Origin of the sequence: Methylocella sp. (assembly GCA_037200525.1) — a bacterium.
Lineage (GTDB): Bacteria > Pseudomonadota > Alphaproteobacteria > Rhizobiales > Beijerinckiaceae > Methylocapsa.
Window position 1 is genome coordinate 1,757,258 of the sequence record JBBCGG010000001.1, and the last position, 17,332, is coordinate 1,774,589.

The window sequence follows — 17,332 nt, forward strand, 5'->3', positions numbered from 1 at the left end:
CATCGGCGGCGAACGGTCGCAGCCCCAGCGGTTGAGGTTGTCGCTGCGACGCTGACCCCAAGGCGGCAATCAAAACAGTTAGGCCGTGGCCGTTCCTGTTGTGGCTCAATGCCCCTCAAAGCTCATCAGGGTGCGGACTGGAACGCCGAGAGCCCTGATCTTGTCGGCGCCGCCGAGGTCGGGCAAATCGATCACGAAGCATGCTGCCACGACATCGGCTCCGATTTTCTTCAATAGTCCGACCGCGCCCGTCGCCGTTCCGCCGGTCGCGATGAGATCATCGACGAGGATGACCCTCTGGCCCGCAGCCACGGCGTCATCATGCATCTCCATCTCGTCCAGCCCGTATTCGAGCGAGTAGGCGATCGAAACCTTGGTGTGAGGCAGTTTGCCTTTCTTGCGGATCGGCACGAAACCGGCGGAAAGTTGATGCGCCACCGCGCCGCCGAGGATGAATCCGCGCGCCTCGATGCCCGCGACCTTGTCGATCTTGTTGCCAGACCAGGGCTGCACCAATTCATCGATGGCGCGGCGGAAGGCGCGGGCGTCGCCGAGCAAAGTCGTGATGTCGCGAAACAGGATGCCGGGCTTTGGATAGTCGGGAATGGTCCGGATCGCGCCCTTAAGGTCGAATGTCATGAATGATTGACCCGCTGCATGATCGCCTCCAGTTTTTTCATGAGTTCGGGATCGCGCGCGGAGGGCGACGTCAGAATTGCATGATCGAGCGCGCGGTCCGATCCGATCGGGCAGGGCTGATGCGTCGCCGGGAAGTCGCGCAACAGCCGCGCCAGGAGCCTCGAGGCGTTGCCGGCGTTGGCTTGAACGACCTTGATCACCGAGGCGACGTCGACATTGTCGTGCTGCGGATGCCAACAATCGTAATCGGTGACCATGGCTATCGTCGCATAGGAAATTTCCGCCTCGCGCGCGAGCTTGGCTTCGGGCATGGCGGTCATGCCGATCACGTCATAGCCCGCCGTCTTGTAGCCTTGCGATTCGGCGAGCGAGGAGAATTGAGGGCCTTCCATGCAGACATAGGTTCCGCCGTCCACGCAGGCGATGTCCTCCTCTTCAGCCGCCGCGGCGATGCGGGCGCGCAACAAAGGGGCGATGGGATGGGCCATCGAGACGTGAGCGACGCAGCCATTGCCGAAAAACGAGCTTTGCCGCGCAAACGTCCGATCGACGAACTGATCCACCAGGACAAAGAGGCCAGGATAGAGTGTGTCCTTGAAAGAGCCGCAGGCGGATACCGACACGATATCAGTGACGCCGGCGCGCTTTAGCGCGTCGATATTGGCGTGATAATTAATGCCGGACGGCGATAGCCTATGTCCGCGCCCATGGCGAGGCAGGAACACCGCCTGCGTCGCGCCGATGCGGCCAAAACGCAGCGCGTCGGAGGGCTCGCCCCAAGGCGTTGCGACATATTCTTCGCGGACGTCTTCAAGACCCGGGAGATCGTAGACGCCCGATCCTCCGATGATTCCTATCATTGCTTTAGTCATGCGAGCTCCGGCTTCTTGAACGGCGCAGTTTTAACTGCGCTGGCGGGGCGCGCAAGAGGGAGGATCAAGAGGTCGGAGTTCGCGGTATGGCGCGTTCGTCGCCGGGCTTAATCAGGGCGCATAGAACTGATAGGTCGCCGAATAGCGAATCCGCGCAATATCGCCCTGATTATGGCTATCGCAGCCGTCGGCCGGCTCGCTGCCGCCCTTTGTATCGATCCGGCGGACATAGGTGACGTTGGAAAGCTGCCCGTAGGTCCCAGCATGGGAATTGACCTTGAGAAGCAGCCACGCAATGGAGTCTGCTTTTGGCGAATCTTTCTTGCCGACGCCTTCGCCCGTGATGGCCGAGCCATCGCCAAGCGTCCACATCGGCCCCTTGCCGTGGGTGCCGATCTCCCGCCCGCGAGCGTTGAAAAGCGTGGCGGCCGGTCCGTCGAAGACCCAGGCGAAGCCTTTTTCCTTGGCTGTGCAGACGTAAACCTGGACGCCGTCGGCATAGGCCTCAAGCGCGAGTTTTGTTCCAGATGGCGCGGCGAGCGCGTCGACCGCCAAAGCTTGCTCTATAAAACCTGCGGCGATAAAGCTCCCCAGAGCAATAGCGATGGCAATTCTTTTCATCTTTCGTTCTCCATTGCCAACGCTCGCTGGCGTAGACAAACCTACCGTAAGCTTGTCCGCCGCGCCAGCCTGCGAATCAATCAATCCCTTGTCATAGGCGCAGGAGCAAGCCCTTGACGGCTGCGGCCAAGACCCTGCACGCTGATCGAACCGGGCGGCGCCATCGGGGGGCGAGACGCCGTAGCTGGAATCCGCGCATGTGTTTGATTTTGAAGTCCGAAGCCGCAAAAACCAAGGCCTTGCTGTGAGCTGGTCGCCGCAGCAGGAAGGCGCGCTTGCGGCCGTCGCGGCATGGCTGAAGCGCGGCGAGCCGCAGGTTTTCCGGCTGTTTGGCTATGCCGGCGTCGGCAAGACGACGCTCGCCAGGCAACTTGCCGAGGATACGGAGGGGGAGGTCGCCTTCGCCGCCTTCACCGGCAAGGCGGCGCTGGTGCTGCGCTCCAAGGGCTGCAAGGATGCGCGCACCATCCATAGCCTGATCTACCGCCCGCGCGAGGTTGACGCGGAGGAGCCGACTTTCGTTTTGAACGAGGAAAGCAATGTCGCCAAGGCGAGCCTCGTCATCATCGACGAGTGCTCGATGGTCGACGCCGAACTTGGCCGCGATCTTTTGTCGTTCGGCAAGCCTGTGCTCGTTCTTGGCGATCCGGCGCAATTGCCGCCGGTTCGCGGCGGCGGCTTTTTCACCGAGGCCGAGCCCGATGTGATGCTGACCGAAGTGCATCGCCAGGCGGCGGACAATCCGATCATTCAGATGTCGATGCTGGTGCGCGAGGGCGGCCGCCTTCATCTCGGGGCTTATGGCGAAAGCCGGGTGATCGAGCGTCGCGACATCGATTCAGCGGCGGTGACGGCGAGCGATCAGGTGCTGGTCGGGTTGAACCGCACGCGTCGATCGTACAACAAAAGAATGCGCGAACTGTTCGGCCATGAGTCGGAGTTTCCGGAGGCCGGCGATAAATTGGTCTGCCTCAAGAACGACAAGACCAAAGGTCTCCTCAACGGCGGCATCTGGATGGTGAAAACCACTGGGACGACGCGCAAGAAGAAACTCGCGCTGAACGTCGTGCCGGAGGATGATCCGACGCGCAAGCCGCTCCGCATCGGCGTGCTGCCGGAGTTTTTCCAAGGCGGCGAAGAGAGCCTCTTGCCAAAGGCGCGGCGGGAATCCGACGAATTCGATTACGGCTATGCGCTGACGGTCCACAAGGCGCAGGGCTCGCAATGGAATTCGGTGGTGCTGTTCGATGAAAGCGGCGCTTTTCGCGAGCATCGCAATCGTTGGCTCTATACCGGCATCACCCGCGCGGCCCAGCGGCTGACGGTCGTCGTCTGATGGATGCGAGGCGGCAGTTTTCGCGTCGCGGCGTCTTGCTGGCTTCGCTCGCGACGCTTTTTGCGCCCCGCGCTTTGGCCGGCGCGCCTGTCGTCGTCGGTTCGAAACTCGATCTTGAAGGCGCTCTGCTTGGGCAGATGATGCTGCTGACGCTGGCGCGCGCCGGCGTTCCGACAGTCAATCAGCTGCAAATAGGGCCGACCGCGATTCTGCGGCAAGCCTTGCTGTCCGGCGCGGTTGATCTTTGCGTCGAATATACGGGCAATGCGGCGTTCTTCTTTCATCAAGAGGCTGATCCAGTGTGGAAGAACGCCGCCGCCGGCTACGCTCGCGCGGCGGCGCTGGACTATGCGCAAAACCGCCTCGTCTGGTTGCCGCCGGCGCCGGCGGACAATGCTTGGGTCATCGCCATTCCAAACGCGCTGGCCCGCGCCAAGAATTTACGGACGCTGGCGGATTTCGCAGGTTTTGTTCGCGCCGGAAACAGGATCAAACTGGCGGCTTCCGCCGAATTCGTCGAGAGCGAGGCCGGCCTTCCCGCTTTTGAATCGACCTATGATTTTAGGCTGGACGAGACGCAGCTTCTGGTTTTATCCGGCGGCGAAACCACAGCGACGATGAAGGCCGCAGCCGATGGAATTTCGGGCGTCAATGCGGCCATGGCCTATGGCGCCGATGGCGGCCTTGCAGCCCTTGATCTTCATGCGCTGGAGGATCCTCGCCACGCCGAGCCCGTCTATGCGCCAGCGCCAGTGGTGCGGGAGGCGACGCTTTTAGCCTATCCGCAGATAGCGGCTGTTTTGGCGCCTGTCTTCGCTCGTCTTGATCTCGAAACTCTGCGCGGTCTGAACGAGAAAGTGGCGGTCGAGGGGGAGGACGCCAGCGTCGTCGCGCGACGATATTTGATCGAGCGAGACTTGCTGTGAGGCCGCGCGCGCTGCTGGGAATTCATGCGAGAATTCATGACCGCGTGCTGTTGACGCTCTGCTGCTTCGGCGCCGTCGCACTTGCCTTCTGCGGTTTCTTGAGTCACGCCAACAACGCTCTCGTCAATGGCGTTGCTTTGCCTCTTTGGCGCGCTCCCGCGCTGGAAACTGCGACCGTAATTCTCAGCCTCGCTGGCCTCGCGCTCTTATCTTTCGCAGCACACGTGAAGGCGCGCTCTTTCGCGACCTTGCTCGTCGGCACGGCGCTGCTCTGGGCTTGCCTTTCCGGGGCCGGGCGGCTCGCCGATCAACTCGCGCAAACCGGCTCGCCGGCGGCGCGCATTTCGCTTGGCGCCGCCTTCTGGGTTTTGCTCGCCGTCGCTTTTCTCGCGATGCTCGACGCCGCGCAGCGGGCCAACCTCTCTCTTTCCGCGCAAATCGGCCTTGGGGCTGCGCTGGCGGGCGGTTTCGCGCTTATGGCGCAGGCAAGGAGTTTCTCTAACCTCGCGCTGGCCAGAGAATTCTTCGATCATCGCGCCATATTCATGCGCGAACTAGGCCGCCATCTCAGCCTCGTCGGCGCAGCCATTTTTTTCGCGCTGCTTGTCAGCATTCCGCTGACTGCGATCGTCGTGCGCCGGCGGCCTGCGCGGGGCGTCGTCTTCGCGGTTCTTGGCGTCGTCCAGACGATACCCTCGATCGCCCTGTTTGGCGTCTTGATCGCGCCGCTTTCGGCGCTCAGCGCGCATTGGCCGGTTTTGGGCAGCCTCGGAATCGACGGAATCGGCGCAGCGCCCGCCATCATCGCCCTGACGCTCTATTCATTGCCGCCTTTGGTCCGAAGTTTTTACACCGGCTTCGCAGAGGTCGCTGAGGACGTGAAAGACGCCGCCATCGGCATGGGCTTTGACGCCCGCGCGTTATTCTTGAGCGTTGAATTGCCGCTGGCGCTGCCGGCGCTGATTTCAGGATTGCGCGTCGTCGCGATCCAGGCGATCGGCCTTGCCGCCGTCGCCGCCCTCATCGGCGCGGGCGGCCTTGGCGTCTTCGTGTTTCAGGGCATCGGACAATATGCGCTCGAACTTGTGCTCTTGGGCGCAATCCCGATCATTCTCCTCGCGCTCGCCGCCGATTTTCTCTTTCAAATGCTGCTTGCTGCGGCAAGACGAAGCCTATCGTCCGCGGAATTGCTGAGATAGTCCGCGCCGCTGTGCTGGGCGTCAAACGGAGAAGAACATGATCGCGTTGCGCCATGTGTCGAAGTTTTTTGGCCCCTCGTCGGCGGTCGAAGATTTTTCGCTGCGCATTGAGGCCGGCGCCTTTTTCGTTTTTGTCGGGCCCTCCGGCTGCGGCAAGTCCACTGTGCTGCGCATGATCAACGCGATGATCGAGGCTGATCGCGGAACGATCGAAATTCGCGGGAAAGACATCAGCGCCCTCGACAAAGTCGAGCTACGGCGAGGCATTGGCTATGTGATCCAATCCGGCGGCCTTTTTCCGCATTGGAGCATCGCCGAAAACATCGAGGCTGTGCCGCGCCTGCTTGGTTGGAATCGAGGCAAAATCGACGCGCGCGTCGAGGAGATCGTCGGTCTCCTGCAAATCGATCGCAGCCTTCTGGCGCGCTATCCGCGACAATTATCGGGCGGTCAGCAGCAGCGCATCGGCGTCGCCCGTGCGCTTGCCGCCGATCCAGACATCATCCTGATGGACGAGCCTTTCGCCGCCCTCGATCCGGTCAGCCGCGCAAATCTGCAAGACGAATTGCGTCGTCTGCATGCCCAAAGCGACAAGACGATTGTCTTTGTCACGCATGACATGGATGAGGCTCTGCGTCTCGCCACTGACGTGTTGGTGATGAACAAGGGCCGCGTAGTTCAGACAGGCGCGCCGGCGCAGATCCTGCTGCATCCAGCAAATGATTTTGTCCGCGCTTTTCTGGGTCGCGAGGCTTTGGGGTTTCGCTTGCTCGACTTTGTGAAAGTCGGCGAACGCGCCGCTCCGGGCTCCGGCTCCCTCGGCGCAACGATCAAAGCGTCAGCCAGTCTCAAGGATGCGCTGAACCTCATGCTCGAACGTCATCACGCGCGCCTTCATGTCGTGGATGATAATGGCGCGAGCCTCGGGGAAATCGACATTGCCGATATTGTCGCGGGCCATCATGCGAATTGACTCTATAGATCGCTGAGGGCGATGCTCAGGCCGCCTCCATCTATCCGTCACCTGCTCTGAGCGCGCACATCCGCGATTTTATCAAGCTTACTAGAATATTCGGCTATCGAATGGTCTGCAATGCCAAGTATCGAGCCCCCGGCCTTGATGAACTGAACGACGCCTTGGGCGAATTGCCGAGAGCGAGTCAGAAAGTTCGGTTGATAACGATATGGCGATGTAGTTACTGGATCAGGCAAATAGCGAGGATCGCCTGAATGCCGATATATGATTGGCAACGGCACCTGAGGAACAATGTCCGCGAAATTGATGACCCGATAGCTGGGCACTTTCACCCATAGGTCAAAATAAGAATTTCCGACGCGCGGAGACCCAAATGTATAGCATGCAGCAACTCGATCATCGCCCAAGACGGCGGCGGCGATCTGCGCTAGCGCGCCGCCGAGAGAATGCCCGGTGATATAGATTGGGACGCCGCTTGTCGTGGTTTTAATTTCCAAGAGTTTTGCGCCGAGCCCGTTGGCGCCATCCGCAAGGATTTCGAAGGCGTTGTAAAAGCCAGAATGAACAAGCAGATTCTTATCGGTATTGGCAGGATGAATTAGAGCGGCCTGGAAATTCGTGTGCCAATCCTGCTTCGTTTGCGTTCCACGAAATGACAATACTATTATGTCGGGGCTGGCGGCGAGATAGGCCCAGCCGTTCGTCAGCCCATTATGGAATGACCAGAGCCTGTTGAAACCTAGGCTCAGGACTCATTGATTGAGATAGAAGAGGACGGCGGCTGCGATGCAGATGGCGGAGAAGAAGGTGTGGGCGCATCGATCATAGCGGGTTGCGATGCGCCGCCAGTCCTTGAGCTTGGCGAACATGTTCTCGATTTTGTGACGCTGGCGGTAGAGCGTCTTGTCATAGGCAATGGGAAGCTTGCGGCTTCTGGTTGGCGGGATGCAGGGCTCGACGCCCCTGGCCTTCAGCGCGGCGCGGAACCAGTTGCTGTCGTAGCCCCTGTCGGCGATCAACATTGAAGCGGGCGGTAAAGCCTTGAGCATCAGCCGCGCGCCCTTGTGGTCGCTCATCTGGCCCTCCGAGAGCAACATGACGAGGGGCTTGCCGGCGCCGTCGCAAACGACGTGGAGCTTCGAGTTCAGTCCGCCTTTCGTGCGCCCGATACGGCGGGGAAGAGCCCCTTTTTGAGCAGGCTCGCCGCTGTGCGATGCGCCTTCAGATGCGTGGCGTCGATCATGATGCGCTCGGGCTTTGGACCTTCGCCAGCGAGCGCGGCGAATATGCGGTCGAAGACGCCGAGCCGGCTCCAGCGGATGAAGCGATTGTAAAGCGTCTTGTGCGGCCCGTAATCCTTGGGCGCATCTTTCCATTGCAGGCCGTTGCGGATCACATAGACGATTCCGCTGACCACCCGACGGTCGTCAACCCGCGGAACGCCATGCGACAGAGGAAAATGCGGCGCAAGCCGCGCCATCTGCCGCTCGCCCAACAAAAACAAATCACTCATCCCAGCCTCCCCATGCGGAGACCAGGAATCACATCTCAGGCAAATTTAATAGGTCCTGAGCCTAGGGAAGAAAGCTTCATTGGCACTGGGGGCGGCAGCTCGGACTCGATGCTCTGATCATTTACAAAGGCCTCGATGCTGTGATCATAAGCAAACGCAGCCAGGTACGCCATCAAAGCTGCTGTACGGTCGGAATAGGCCGCACGCAAAGTTGGCAAGTCGCCAGGGGCCCATGTGATTGTATGCGGAAGGGTCCCGACGGTCTGCGGCGGCGACATGAATAGCTCCTCACTCTATACCGGCAAACTGAAACGCTACCGGATTTCACTTTCTTTGCAAGGGAGGAAATTCGAGACTACGGTCACCTCTATCGAGATCATGACAATTGGCGGGAAATGACAAGGCTGTTCACGGTCGCGGCCCGACGCGCGCGTCAGCCAGTCTTTTGGCTTGCGCTTCTTTTTATCGCGTTGATCGCGGCGATGCCCTTGAGCGCGCCTTTGTTCCGGGCGCTGTTTCCCGGCGACCCGCATCCGCTCTATACGCGCGCGAGCTTTTTTGAGCTGACTATTGCGCATTGCCAGCTTGTCGCGATCTCAAGCCTCATTGCGGCGACGATCGGGATAGGACTTGGCATTTTTGTCACGCGCCAAAGCGGGCGCGAATTTGCGCCTATGGTCAGCGCCATCGCCGCCGTCGGCCAGACCTTTCCCCCGGTCGCGGTGTTGGCGCTCGCCATTCCGCTGCTTGGCTACGGCGCGGCGCCGACGCTCGCCGCTCTCAGTCTCTATGCTATTCTACCGATTCTCGAAGGCGCCATCACCGGGATTCGCGGCGTCCCCATCGCCGCACGGGATGCCGCCTCAGGCATCGGTTTTTCGCCATCCGATATCCTGTGGCGGATCGATCTGCCGCTGGCGCTGCCTTTCATCCTCGCTGGACTGCGCAACGCCGTCATCATCAATATCGGAACGGCGACGATCGGCTCGACCGCTGGCGCTCTGTCGCTAGGCTCGCCCATCATCGAAGGACTCTCAGCCTCGAACCCCGCCTATGTCATACAGGGGGCGGTCATTGTCGCGCTGCTCGCCGTTGTGGTCGATCGCGGTTTCGCGGCGCTGGAGGAGTTTTTGCGTCCGGCCCAGAACTAGGCCGTGGTGACGAATTCGGCGTTTGAGGGATTCTCGCGAGGATCTTTCCATGATTCAAGGCTGATTTTTGGAGATCAGCCTTGATGATTCGGGATGTCGATGCGCTGCGAGACGATCAATGGGAGCGGCTTTGTGATCTTGTGCCAGGCGGAAGAGCCGGCCAGCGCGGGCCGCGCTGCGACAATCGACGCTTCGTCGACGCGCTGTTATGGATGGCCCGCTCGGGCGGCCGCTGGCGCGATCTGCCCGAACGCTTCGGCGACCATCAGGCGGTGAAACGCCGCTACTATCGCTGGATCGAGCGCGGCGCCTTGGACGGATTTCTTGAGGCATTCACCGCCGAGGCCGATCTCGAATGGCTGATGATCGACTCAACAATCGTGCGCGCCCATCAGCACGCGGCCGGCGCAAGGATCGCCAAAGGGGGGCGGATGCCCAAGGCCTGGGCCGCTCTCGCGGTGGTTTGAGCACCAAAATCCACGCCGCGACAGACGCACTCGGCAACCCCGTTCGGCTCCTTCTCGGACCTGGGCAGCGCAACGACATCACAAAAGCGCACGCCCTGATCGAAGGCTTTGCGGCCGATGCGATCATCGCCGATAAAGGTTATGACGCCAATCACTTGCGCAAGGCTGTTCTTATGCGTGAGGCTGAGCCGGTGATCCCATCAAAATCCAATCGCCGCGCGCCGCTCCCCTACGACAAGGCGCTCTACAAGGAGCGCAATCTCGTCGAGCGTTTCTTCAATAAACTGAAGCAGTTCCGGCGCGTCGCAACCCGATACGACAAGCTCCTCGCAAACTACCGAGGCTTCGTATTGCTCGCCGCTATTGCTATCATGCTCAGGTAATTCGTCACTACTGCCTAGGACGGGACGAGCTTGCCCGGAAATTCGCAAAGGTCGGAAATAATGCAGCGCTCGCATTCTGGACGGCGGGCTTTGCAGACGTAGCGGCCATGCAGGATCAGCCAGTGATGCGCGTGCAATTTATACGCGTCCGGAATGATCCGTTCGAGACCGCGCTCGACTTCGAGCGGCGTCTTGCCGGGGGCTAGCGGTATCCGGTTGGAGACGCGGAAAATATGCGTGTCCACCGCGATCGTTGGAGCGCCAAACGCCGTGTTCATCACGACATTTGCGGTCTTGCGGCCAACCCCCGGAAGCCCTTCGAGAGCCTCGCGATCGTTCGGAACTTCGCCGCCGAAATTGTCGACAAGCAGCCGCGACAAGGCGGCCACATGCTTGGCCTTGGTCCGGTAGAGGCCGATCGTCTTGATCATTTCGCGAATTTTATCCTCGCCGAGAGCCCGCATTTTATGCGGCGTATCGGCGACGGCGAACAATGGCCCGGTCGCTTTGTTGACGCCGCTATCGGTCGCCTGCGCCGAAAGCACAACCGCGACGAGAAGCGTGAACGGGTTCACAAAATTGAGCTCGCCCTTCGGACTGGGATCGGCGGCCGCAAAACGGCGAAAAATCTCGGCGATGCGGGCTTCATCCTGCGGGCTCCGCCGCGACGGCGCCGCTGTCACCGGGGATTTGTGCTTCTTTGGCGGGGCCGCGACCGGCCCGGCCGGAGACTGCGGGGGCTGCGAAACGGGATGATTTGCGGTAGTCCTTTTGACCATATGCGCGTTATAGATTCCAATAGCTGGAGATAGAAGGGCCTCTGCATGTCAGACGCGAATATTGGAGTCGCAGACGCTGGAGATCCGGCGCTGTTTGCCGCGCGAATCACCCCGCATCGCTCGCTGACGCGACGGAATTTTCGTCTGCTTTTGATGTTTTTCCTGGGCGCCAATATTTTTACCTGCCTGCCTTTCATTATTTTGGGCGCTTGGCCGGTCGCCGGCTTCATGGGGCTTGACGTCGCTTTGCTCTATATCGCGTTCAAATCCAATTTCCGCGCCGCGCGGGCGTATGAAGATGTGCATGTGACGCCTTTTGAACTTCTGGTGGCGAAGGTGAGCGCCGAGGGGCGGCGCGCAGAATGGCGCTTCAATCCAGCTTTCGTGCGCCTCGAACGTGAAGAACACGAAGAATTTGGAACGCTCAAACTGGCTTTGGTCTCGCGCGGCCGGAGCGTCGAGGTGGCGGCTTTTCTCGGACCGGGGGAGAAAGCGGATTTTGCCAGCGCTCTCAATTGCGCGCTCGCCGAGGCGCGGCGCGGTCCGCGATTCTCCTGAGGCGGTTGTTTTGAGATCAGCGTTTTGGGGGCGTCATCGGCCTTTTCCGACATGGGCTGTCGAAAGGGCGATCTGGCTGCCGGCTGCAGCGGCAATTTACCGGCTATCAAAAGAGTTTGACGCGCAAACGCGGGATCTTAGGCCCGACATAATCACAATCGGAAAGCAGCCGCCTCGCATCAAAAAGCTTAATATAAATCCGGCCGCCCTAGGGGGAAGGGCGGCCGGTCCAGATAAGGTCTGCGCTGACGCTTGGTGTCGAAGCGGGCGCGGAACCATCTGAGAGTTGCGAAGGCATCGAAACTTCGCTTTTCATTGTTAACCCCTGCCGCGTCAAACTTCTTGACCCAAATATGGTAAAAATCGGAAAAGAAAGAGCCTTTTCTGGCGTAGCTGGCGCCAAAGCGGGCATTTATTCCGTCGGCTCGCCGCTGGCCGCAGTTGGCCGCGACCAAGAATCGCGCTATCGCCGCAAAGCTATCGCTCGCGTCCGTAAGAATAGCCCCCGATAAATCAGGGGCGGTTCAGGAAAAACCAGCGAATCGGCGTAGAGGCCGCGCGACTGGCACACGGCTTGGGCGCGAAAACGGGCTGTGTCGCCAACGAGGTCCAATTGCGGCGCCGGAATGATCCGGCATCTCGGATCAACGTTAAAAGTGTAAACGGGCGGCGGGGGAAGGTAAGCGCTCGGCGGCCCATAGCCGAAATCTGCCGCTTCAACTGACCCCACGCCGAGCGCGAGACAAAGCGCGAAGGCCGCTCCCCATGCCCATCCCGCGAGTGCAAATAGGCTCTTCATCGCATTCTCCAGCGCGTTAGATCGGGCGCAACTAGCGCTCCGCATCGAAGGAACCTCGATGCCTGATTCGATCTAATCTTACACCAGCATGCGCGCTAAAGCAGCATAAATAACGACTAATACGGGAAAAATGCAACCATAAGGAGATTCTACTCCTTGACCTTGAGGCCGCGCAGGCTTGCAAAGACCGAATCCGCATCAATATTTTCGTCTTGCTCTTGCTGCCTTGCAGGCGCGTTGCCGAAGACCTCGGCTTCGGTCCGGGGTTCCTCATGCGCCGCGCGCGTCGTGACTTCAGCCGACACCAGGGTCTGGCCATGATTTTCGACGATGTGGGGCCGATCCTTGGCGGCGCGGTTGACCTCGAAATCGAGATCAATTTGCGAGCAAAGTCCCAGTGTGACGGGGTCCGCCGGCACGAGAGCCGCCGAGTTCCAATGAGTGCGGTTGCGAATTGATTGCAACGTGGTTTTGGTGGTGCCGGCAAGACGCATGATCTGGGCGTCCTTCAACTCCGGGTGATTGCGCACCAGCCAGAGAATGGCGTTGGGTCGGTCCTGGCGACGCGACAAAGGCGTATAGCGCGCGCCGCGCCTGCGGGTTGGCTCCGGCAAACGCACTTTGGAGACCGCGAGCTGCAGCTGGCGGCTGGGGTTTTTCTCCACCATGGCGATTTCCTCGCGGGTCAATTGCCCCGAAGTAATCGGATCGTGGCCCTTGATTCCGGCGGCGACTTCGCCGTCCGCGATGCCTTTCACCTCAAGCGGATGAAGTTTGCAGAAATTGGCGATCTGATCGAATGTCAGAGACGTATTCTCGACAAGCCAGACGGCGGTAGCTTTGGGCATCAGCGGCGCATTGCTCATATCATCTTCTCCTTTGCGCTCGAAAACGGAAAATCCCGCGAGGAGGCGGACGCGCCGCTTCGTCCCCCCGTCGCGCAGGGGCGAGGCTCATGAGCGAAGCTCAATTCAATAGCCATGACAGGGATAAGACGACATATAGGCGTCGCCGCGCGAGAAGGCAATCTAATCTGCCTTTTTAAGTGGCGCTCAATCTTCGTCGCGGCGTTTTTCACGCCGTTTTGTCTTCGGTCGGCCGACGGACATAGGCAGGCTCGGCGCCGCTGAAGTATCGTGCTCGCCGGCCCGCGGCTTCGCGCCAAGGCGCCGTAATTCGCGCAATCGTTTCCGGGCGGGGAATTTTTATCTTATGATTCGATTAACGGCGCGTTTCTTGGGTTTTTTCATCCTGGCGAGCGCCTTCGCGGCCCTCGCTATTGACGTCTCACGATCATTGGCGGGAGGAAGCCTCGCGCTAACGCAGATAGGGCAAACCGCGGCGGCGCTTGCGCCCGCCAAACTCGCCTTGCTTCAGAATGCGATCGATCCTCATGCGCATCCGCTTCTCGACCAAACCTTGACGAGGGCTCTGCGGCTGCCGACCTTTTTGGTCGTTGGCGCCGTGGGAGTAGTGTTTCTTTGGCTTGCGCGCACGCCGCGGCCAAAGATCGGGTATTCGAGCCGCTGATTCGACCAGGCGCATGCAGAAAGATTCGCGGAAGGAGGGCGTCATCGATGCGATTTCGCTCAGGCCGCGCATCGATATGCTTATGGTCTGAGAATTTGGCGCATTTGAAGGTTTGGTTGCGGCGCACCCCATTGTCGGCGGCTGGCCTCGAACCCATTTGGGTGGAAGAGATTTTGTTCGAAGGAGGGCTCATGTTCTCATTCCGCGAACCCCCGACCCTACCGACAGCTGCGAATGCTCTGCCCGGCCGGCGGGATCCGATCGCGACCTCGCCTACCCACTTTGTTAACGGCCATAACATTGCTCCCCCGTTTCCGGCGGGGATCCAAACGGCGTTGTTTGGGATCGGATGTTTTTGGGGAGCCGAACGCAAATTCTGGGAGCTGGGGGAGGGCGTCTACGCAACGGCGGTCGGTTATGCCGGCGGAATAACGCCGAACCCGACTTACGAGGAAGTTTGCTCCGGTCTGACCGGCCACAATGAAGTCGTGCTGGTCGCGTTCGACCCGGCGAAAATCTCCTATGAGACCTTGTTAAAGGTTTTCTGGGAGAATCATGATCCGACGCAAGGGATGCGGCAGGGCAATGATGTCGGCACGCAATACCGATCCGCGATTTATGTCGCCAACGCCTCGCAGCGGGCCGCCGCCGAAGCGAGCAAGGCGGTGTTCGCCAAGGCGCTGGCGGCGCGGGGTTTTGATCCGATCACTACTGAAATCGTCGATATGCCGACTTTTTATTACGCCGAGAGCTACCACCAGCAATATCTCGCCAAAAACCCTGCTGGTTACTGCGGTTTGGGCGGCACTGGCGTTTCTTGTCCAATCGGCGTCGGCGTTCCGGCGGCATGAGGTGGGAGCGCTTCGCTTCCAGGCTCAAAATAAAGATTGCTGCGTGATTTCGCGCGCTTTTTTTTCGTTCGCGCGCGTTCTATAGAAATCGAGATCCGCTCAGGCGGAAAGTGGCGTTGGGAGTTTTCGATGGATTTCCGCAAAACCTTCGCAATTTTTACTTGTGTGAGTTTTTTTGCGGTGGGCGCGGCGCTTGCCGGCAGGAGCACAATCGACGCTCCGGGCGCCAAGGCGGTCGACAGCGGTTCGGATGAGGTTCCGATCGCTTTGGGCCGCAGCGTCAGCATGCATCACAAAACCAAGATGCACCATGTCAAGATGAAGCCGGCGGACTCGATTGAAACGCCAATCGTCACGGAAATTCCTGCGCCGAACGATTGATGGCTCTTCGAGAAATCTCTATCTCGCCGTCAGAATCGCCTTACACTCGGTAGGCAATTGCGCCATGGTCAACGGCGGTTTGGGCCGTTCCGGCGCAGCAGGCCTTGGATGCAGAACTTCATCGGAGAACCAGTAGGCCAGCGAGGCGTCGCAGCCGTCTCCCGGGGGGACGGCGTCTTGCTCCCGGCAGGCCTCTTGCCCCCGCGGGCACATCAGGCGGACATGGAAATGATAATCATGGCCGTAAAAGGGGCGCACCTTATTCAGCCATGAGCGATCGCCTGTCGCCTCCCGGCACAGCGCTTTTTTGATCGCGGCGTTGACGAAGATGCGTTGCACTTCGCGTTCCTGCGCCGCCGCCTTGATCACTTCCAAATGATCCGGAGTCCACTTCGACGGTTCGACATCGAGCCGGTCCGCGCGCACCACGTTAATCGCGGACATTTGTTCCCGTTCGGCGCGCGACAAGTCGCGCGCCGGCATGGGTGTCAACCAAATGTCGGCGTCGAGCCCAATCTGATGCGAGGCGTGTCCTGTCAGCATTGGGCCGCCGCGCGGCTGCGACATGTCGCCGACGAGAATCCCCGGCCAGTTGCTGACGGTCGGAATCTTGCGCGCAAATCGCTCGAGAAAAGCGATCAGCGCGGGATGGCCCCAATTGCGGTTGCGCGATAGCCGCATGACTTGCCAAGCTGGTCCATTGACCGGCAGCGGCTTTCCGCCCGCAAGGCAGCCGCGCGAATAAAAGCCGATCGTGCGCGCGGCCAGAGGCGCCGGCTCCGCCTGCCGCCCGAATAATTCCTTCGCTGGAGTCGATGGATCGTCCGGGTGCTCCAGCGGCGGCAGGACTCTTGGCTCGAGCGAGCCTATGTCCTGCGCAAGAACCGCGGCCGGCGCCAGCAGACCGGCGATCATCGCAATAAACAAAGAAACACGGGACGGTCGCATGAAAGCTCCTCCATGTCCGGCGTCAAAGACGGGCCGCCCGCAATCGGGCGCGGCTTTGTCGCGCTGGCGGCGAATCGCAGCCAGTCCCAACTAGACTAGGTCAAATTGAGACACAAATCCGGCAGAGTGAGCTTGTTGACCTAGGGAGTTGCGAAGGGCCTAGCGTTTGGCCAGCGCGTCGAGCGCCTGATCCAATCCCTTGAACGATATTTCAAGCGGCTTTGGACTACCCGCCGGATCGGTGAAGGCAAGCTGCCCCGGCTGCGAATGATTGCGGAATGTCTGCATCTGGTCGTCGTCGAGCTCCATTTCCGCGAAACAAGCGGCTGGGATGCAGGATTTGAAAGGCAGAGTGAGGTGCGGCTTGGCGGCGTCAGGCGCGATATCGACGCCAGGAGCGATCAAAACATTGACCGGCACGAGCACGACAAGCCGCATCGGCGGCTTGTCCTTTGCCGGCTCTTTGCCCTTCGCCTGCCCTTTCGGCTGGATCGCTCGGCCAAATGCAATTCGCGCGACGGGAGCGTCTCCCTGTAATTTGATCGTAGTTGTGACCTCGCAGGCCTGTTCGCCGGATCCCGTGGGGGAGACGCCGCAATGCAGGAACCAGTCGCCGAATGTTTCGCTCGTGCCCTCCGCTCCCGCCGACGGAGCAGCTGGCGCGGCCGGCGCGTGCGCTTGCGCCAGTCCGGCGCCGCATGAAAGAAGGTATGCGCCGAACGCGATGATCTGAGTTTTCCGCATCAACCCACCTCAATGACAGCCTGACTCCCCATCGATAGGCCAACTGCGCGGGCAAACCAAGGTCAAGTTGATGCAGATCGAATTGCGCAGGCATTTTTCCAAGGAAGATGCTAAACGGCGCAATCCCATCTCATTGGCGAGCATCCTGCTTTGACAAATCCTGAAACGCAAAAATGGGCATTGATCGCGAGCGCGCTGGCGGGCCTCTTCGGCGCTTGCGGGGTAATCCTCTCCGCCGTCGCGGCGCATGTCGCGGCCAGCCCCTTGCTCGAAACGGCGTCCAGCTTTTTGCTGATCCATGCGGTTGCGACTTTGGCTGTCTCCGGCCTCGCGACGGGCGCGGGGCGACGGAGCGGCTGGTTTCTCGGCTCGGCGATCCTGTTTTTGCTGGGCAGTCTGTTGTTTTGCGGCGATCTCTCCATGCGCGCCCTCGCCGGGGGGCGCCTTTTCGCGATGGCGGCGCCTATCGGCGGAACGCTGTTGATCCTTGGCTGGATCTCTACGTTCATTGCGGCGCTCATAGCTTTGTCCGCAAAGAGGGTCTGAGGCCGCCGCAGGGATGCGCCATGAACAAATCGTAACCACAATTAGCGACCACGATTGATTGTCTGGACTTTAAGCATCGGGCAAGGCAAAGTCCGCGTTCGAGCCAATCAGGT

General features: G+C 60.2%; 20 protein-coding genes and 2 pseudogenes. 12 read left to right on the forward strand and 10 right to left on the reverse strand.

The window, feature by feature from the left end:
• Nucleotides 1–105 precede the first annotated feature (105 nt).
• The 3 genes from WDN46_08470 to WDN46_08480 form a co-directional block, all read right to left on the reverse strand.
• Nucleotides 106–639, reverse strand: a complete 534-nt coding sequence (locus WDN46_08470; GenBank protein MEJ0093459.1) for an adenine phosphoribosyltransferase — start codon at nucleotides 637–639, stop codon at nucleotides 106–108.
• A complete protein-coding gene (locus WDN46_08475; GenBank protein ID MEJ0093460.1) occupies nucleotides 636–1,511 on the reverse strand; it encodes an S-methyl-5'-thioadenosine phosphorylase in 876 nt (291 codons plus the stop codon). The genes WDN46_08470 and WDN46_08475 overlap by 4 nt, the downstream gene beginning before the upstream one ends.
• A 111-nt stretch (nucleotides 1,512–1,622) precedes the next feature.
• Nucleotides 1,623–2,132, reverse strand: coding sequence for a DUF3455 domain-containing protein (locus WDN46_08480; GenBank protein MEJ0093461.1), 510 nt, complete (start codon nucleotides 2,130–2,132; stop codon nucleotides 1,623–1,625).
• 244 nt (nucleotides 2,133–2,376) lie between these two features.
• Between WDN46_08480 and WDN46_08485 the strand changes: the two genes are divergently transcribed.
• From WDN46_08485 to WDN46_08500, 4 genes are read left to right on the forward strand one after another with little or no spacing between them, the layout of a single operon-like run.
• The gene (locus WDN46_08485) at nucleotides 2,377–3,468 is read left to right on the forward strand and encodes an AAA family ATPase (protein MEJ0093462.1); all 1,092 of its coding nucleotides are present in this window, start codon (nucleotides 2,377–2,379) and stop codon (nucleotides 3,466–3,468) included.
• 35 nt (nucleotides 3,469–3,503) lie between these two features.
• Entirely contained in the window at nucleotides 3,504–4,394 is an 891-nt protein-coding gene (locus WDN46_08490; protein MEJ0093463.1) for a glycine betaine ABC transporter substrate-binding protein, read from the forward strand.
• A gap of 50 nt (nucleotides 4,395–4,444) precedes the next feature.
• Complete coding sequence (locus tag WDN46_08495) at nucleotides 4,445–5,593, forward strand: ABC transporter permease (protein MEJ0093464.1); 1,149 nt, start codon at nucleotides 4,445–4,447, stop codon at nucleotides 5,591–5,593.
• A gap of 37 nt (nucleotides 5,594–5,630) precedes the next feature.
• Complete coding sequence (locus WDN46_08500; protein ID MEJ0093465.1) at nucleotides 5,631–6,566, forward strand: ABC transporter ATP-binding protein; 936 nt, start codon at nucleotides 5,631–5,633, stop codon at nucleotides 6,564–6,566.
• A gap of 47 nt (nucleotides 6,567–6,613) precedes the next feature.
• Here the strand turns inward: WDN46_08500 and WDN46_08505 are convergent, their stop codons facing one another.
• The 3 genes and pseudogenes from WDN46_08505 to WDN46_08515 form a co-directional block, all read right to left on the reverse strand.
• Complete coding sequence (locus WDN46_08505) at nucleotides 6,614–7,228, reverse strand: lipase family protein (GenBank protein MEJ0093466.1); 615 nt, start codon at nucleotides 7,226–7,228, stop codon at nucleotides 6,614–6,616.
• A gap of 93 nt (nucleotides 7,229–7,321) precedes the next feature.
• Nucleotides 7,322–7,945, reverse strand: coding sequence for an IS5 family transposase (locus WDN46_08510; GenBank protein MEJ0093467.1), 624 nt, complete (start codon nucleotides 7,943–7,945; stop codon nucleotides 7,322–7,324).
• Nucleotides 7,912–8,082, reverse strand: a pseudogene (locus WDN46_08515) (transposase). The gene WDN46_08510 and the pseudogene WDN46_08515 overlap by 34 nt, the downstream one beginning before the upstream one ends.
• 276 nt (nucleotides 8,083–8,358) lie before the next feature.
• On the opposite strand from WDN46_08515, the gene WDN46_08520 reads away from it, so the two are divergent.
• The 3 genes and pseudogenes from WDN46_08520 to WDN46_08530 all read left to right on the forward strand — a co-directional run bounded on the left by WDN46_08520 (nucleotide 8,359) and on the right by WDN46_08530 (nucleotide 10,083).
• On the forward strand, nucleotides 8,359–8,481 hold the full coding sequence (locus tag WDN46_08520) for a hypothetical protein (GenBank protein ID MEJ0093468.1): 123 nt from the start codon (nucleotides 8,359–8,361) through the stop codon (nucleotides 8,479–8,481).
• Nucleotides 8,478–9,233 (forward strand): ABC transporter permease, encoded by a 756-nt coding sequence (locus WDN46_08525; GenBank protein ID MEJ0093469.1) that lies wholly within the window; start codon nucleotides 8,478–8,480, stop codon nucleotides 9,231–9,233. The genes WDN46_08520 and WDN46_08525 overlap by 4 nt, the downstream gene beginning before the upstream one ends.
• Nucleotides 9,234–9,316: 83 nt before the next feature.
• Nucleotides 9,317–10,083, forward strand: a pseudogene (locus tag WDN46_08530) (IS5 family transposase).
• A gap of 14 nt (nucleotides 10,084–10,097) precedes the next feature.
• Here the strand turns inward: WDN46_08530 and nth are convergent.
• A complete protein-coding gene (nth, locus tag WDN46_08535) occupies nucleotides 10,098–10,862 on the reverse strand; it encodes an endonuclease III (protein ID MEJ0093470.1) in 765 nt (254 codons plus the stop codon).
• 45 nt (nucleotides 10,863–10,907) lie between these two features.
• On the opposite strand from nth, the gene WDN46_08540 reads away from it, so the two are divergent.
• The gene (locus WDN46_08540) at nucleotides 10,908–11,420 is read left to right on the forward strand and encodes a DUF2244 domain-containing protein (GenBank protein ID MEJ0093471.1); all 513 of its coding nucleotides are present in this window, start codon (nucleotides 10,908–10,910) and stop codon (nucleotides 11,418–11,420) included.
• A 948-nt stretch (nucleotides 11,421–12,368) separates the two neighbouring features.
• Here the strand turns inward: WDN46_08540 and WDN46_08545 are convergent.
• Nucleotides 12,369–13,085: a cell cycle transcriptional regulator TrcR gene (locus WDN46_08545; GenBank protein ID MEJ0093472.1), complete on the reverse strand. Its 717-nt coding sequence runs from the start codon at nucleotides 13,083–13,085 to the stop codon at nucleotides 12,369–12,371.
• A gap of 346 nt (nucleotides 13,086–13,431) precedes the next feature.
• On the opposite strand from WDN46_08545, the gene WDN46_08550 reads away from it, so the two are divergent.
• The 3 genes from WDN46_08550 (at nucleotide 13,432) to WDN46_08560 (ending at nucleotide 14,981) form a co-directional block, all read left to right on the forward strand.
• Entirely contained in the window at nucleotides 13,432–13,749 is a 318-nt protein-coding gene (locus WDN46_08550) for a hypothetical protein (GenBank protein ID MEJ0093473.1), read from the forward strand.
• Nucleotides 13,750–13,940: 191 nt separating this feature from the next.
• Complete coding sequence (gene msrA / locus WDN46_08555) at nucleotides 13,941–14,600, forward strand: peptide-methionine (S)-S-oxide reductase MsrA (protein ID MEJ0093474.1); 660 nt, start codon at nucleotides 13,941–13,943, stop codon at nucleotides 14,598–14,600.
• A 129-nt stretch (nucleotides 14,601–14,729) separates the two neighbouring features.
• The gene (locus WDN46_08560; protein ID MEJ0093475.1) at nucleotides 14,730–14,981 is read left to right on the forward strand and encodes a hypothetical protein; all 252 of its coding nucleotides are present in this window, start codon (nucleotides 14,730–14,732) and stop codon (nucleotides 14,979–14,981) included.
• A gap of 18 nt (nucleotides 14,982–14,999) precedes the next feature.
• Here the strand turns inward: WDN46_08560 and mepA are convergent, their stop codons facing one another.
• Both mepA and WDN46_08570 read right to left on the reverse strand, forming a co-directional pair.
• On the reverse strand, nucleotides 15,000–15,929 hold the full coding sequence (gene mepA / locus WDN46_08565) for a penicillin-insensitive murein endopeptidase (protein ID MEJ0093476.1): 930 nt from the start codon (nucleotides 15,927–15,929) through the stop codon (nucleotides 15,000–15,002).
• A gap of 159 nt (nucleotides 15,930–16,088) precedes the next feature.
• Complete coding sequence (locus WDN46_08570) at nucleotides 16,089–16,673, reverse strand: invasion associated locus B family protein (GenBank protein MEJ0093477.1); 585 nt, start codon at nucleotides 16,671–16,673, stop codon at nucleotides 16,089–16,091.
• Nucleotides 16,674–16,823: 150 nt separating this feature from the next.
• Here WDN46_08570 and WDN46_08575 point away from each other — a divergent pair, with 150 nt between their 5' ends.
• Nucleotides 16,824–17,219, forward strand: coding sequence for a DUF423 domain-containing protein (locus tag WDN46_08575; GenBank protein MEJ0093478.1), 396 nt, complete (start codon nucleotides 16,824–16,826; stop codon nucleotides 17,217–17,219).
• The last annotated feature ends 113 nt before the right edge of the window (nucleotides 17,220–17,332 follow it).

Coding starts and splice junctions, on each gene's coding strand:
- nth (MEJ0093470.1), bottom strand. CDS start 10,862: ATGGTCAAAAGGACTACCGCAAATCATCCCGTTTCGCAGCCCCCGCAG.
- WDN46_08545 (MEJ0093472.1), bottom strand. CDS start 13,085: ATGAGCAATGCGCCGCTGATGCCCAAAGCTACCGCCGTCTGGCTTGTC.
- WDN46_08525 (MEJ0093469.1), top strand. CDS start 8,478: ATGACAAGGCTGTTCACGGTCGCGGCCCGACGCGCGCGTCAGCCAGTC.
- WDN46_08470 (MEJ0093459.1), bottom strand. CDS start 639: ATGACATTCGACCTTAAGGGCGCGATCCGGACCATTCCCGACTATCCA.
- WDN46_08510 (MEJ0093467.1), bottom strand. CDS start 7,945: ATGGAAAGATGCGCCCAAGGATTACGGGCCGCACAAGACGCTTTACAA.
- msrA (MEJ0093474.1), top strand. CDS start 13,941: ATGTTCTCATTCCGCGAACCCCCGACCCTACCGACAGCTGCGAATGCT.
- WDN46_08480 (MEJ0093461.1), bottom strand. CDS start 2,132: ATGAAAAGAATTGCCATCGCTATTGCTCTGGGGAGCTTTATCGCCGCA.
- mepA (MEJ0093476.1), bottom strand. CDS start 15,929: ATGCGACCGTCCCGTGTTTCTTTGTTTATTGCGATGATCGCCGGTCTG.
- WDN46_08560 (MEJ0093475.1), top strand. CDS start 14,730: ATGGATTTCCGCAAAACCTTCGCAATTTTTACTTGTGTGAGTTTTTTT.
- WDN46_08475 (MEJ0093460.1), bottom strand. CDS start 1,511: ATGACTAAAGCAATGATAGGAATCATCGGAGGATCGGGCGTCTACGAT.
- WDN46_08500 (MEJ0093465.1), top strand. CDS start 5,631: ATGATCGCGTTGCGCCATGTGTCGAAGTTTTTTGGCCCCTCGTCGGCG.
- WDN46_08550 (MEJ0093473.1), top strand. CDS start 13,432: ATGATTCGATTAACGGCGCGTTTCTTGGGTTTTTTCATCCTGGCGAGC.
- WDN46_08540 (MEJ0093471.1), top strand. CDS start 10,908: ATGTCAGACGCGAATATTGGAGTCGCAGACGCTGGAGATCCGGCGCTG.
- WDN46_08520 (MEJ0093468.1), top strand. CDS start 8,359: ATGAATAGCTCCTCACTCTATACCGGCAAACTGAAACGCTACCGGATT.
- WDN46_08570 (MEJ0093477.1), bottom strand. CDS start 16,673: ATGCGGAAAACTCAGATCATCGCGTTCGGCGCATACCTTCTTTCATGC.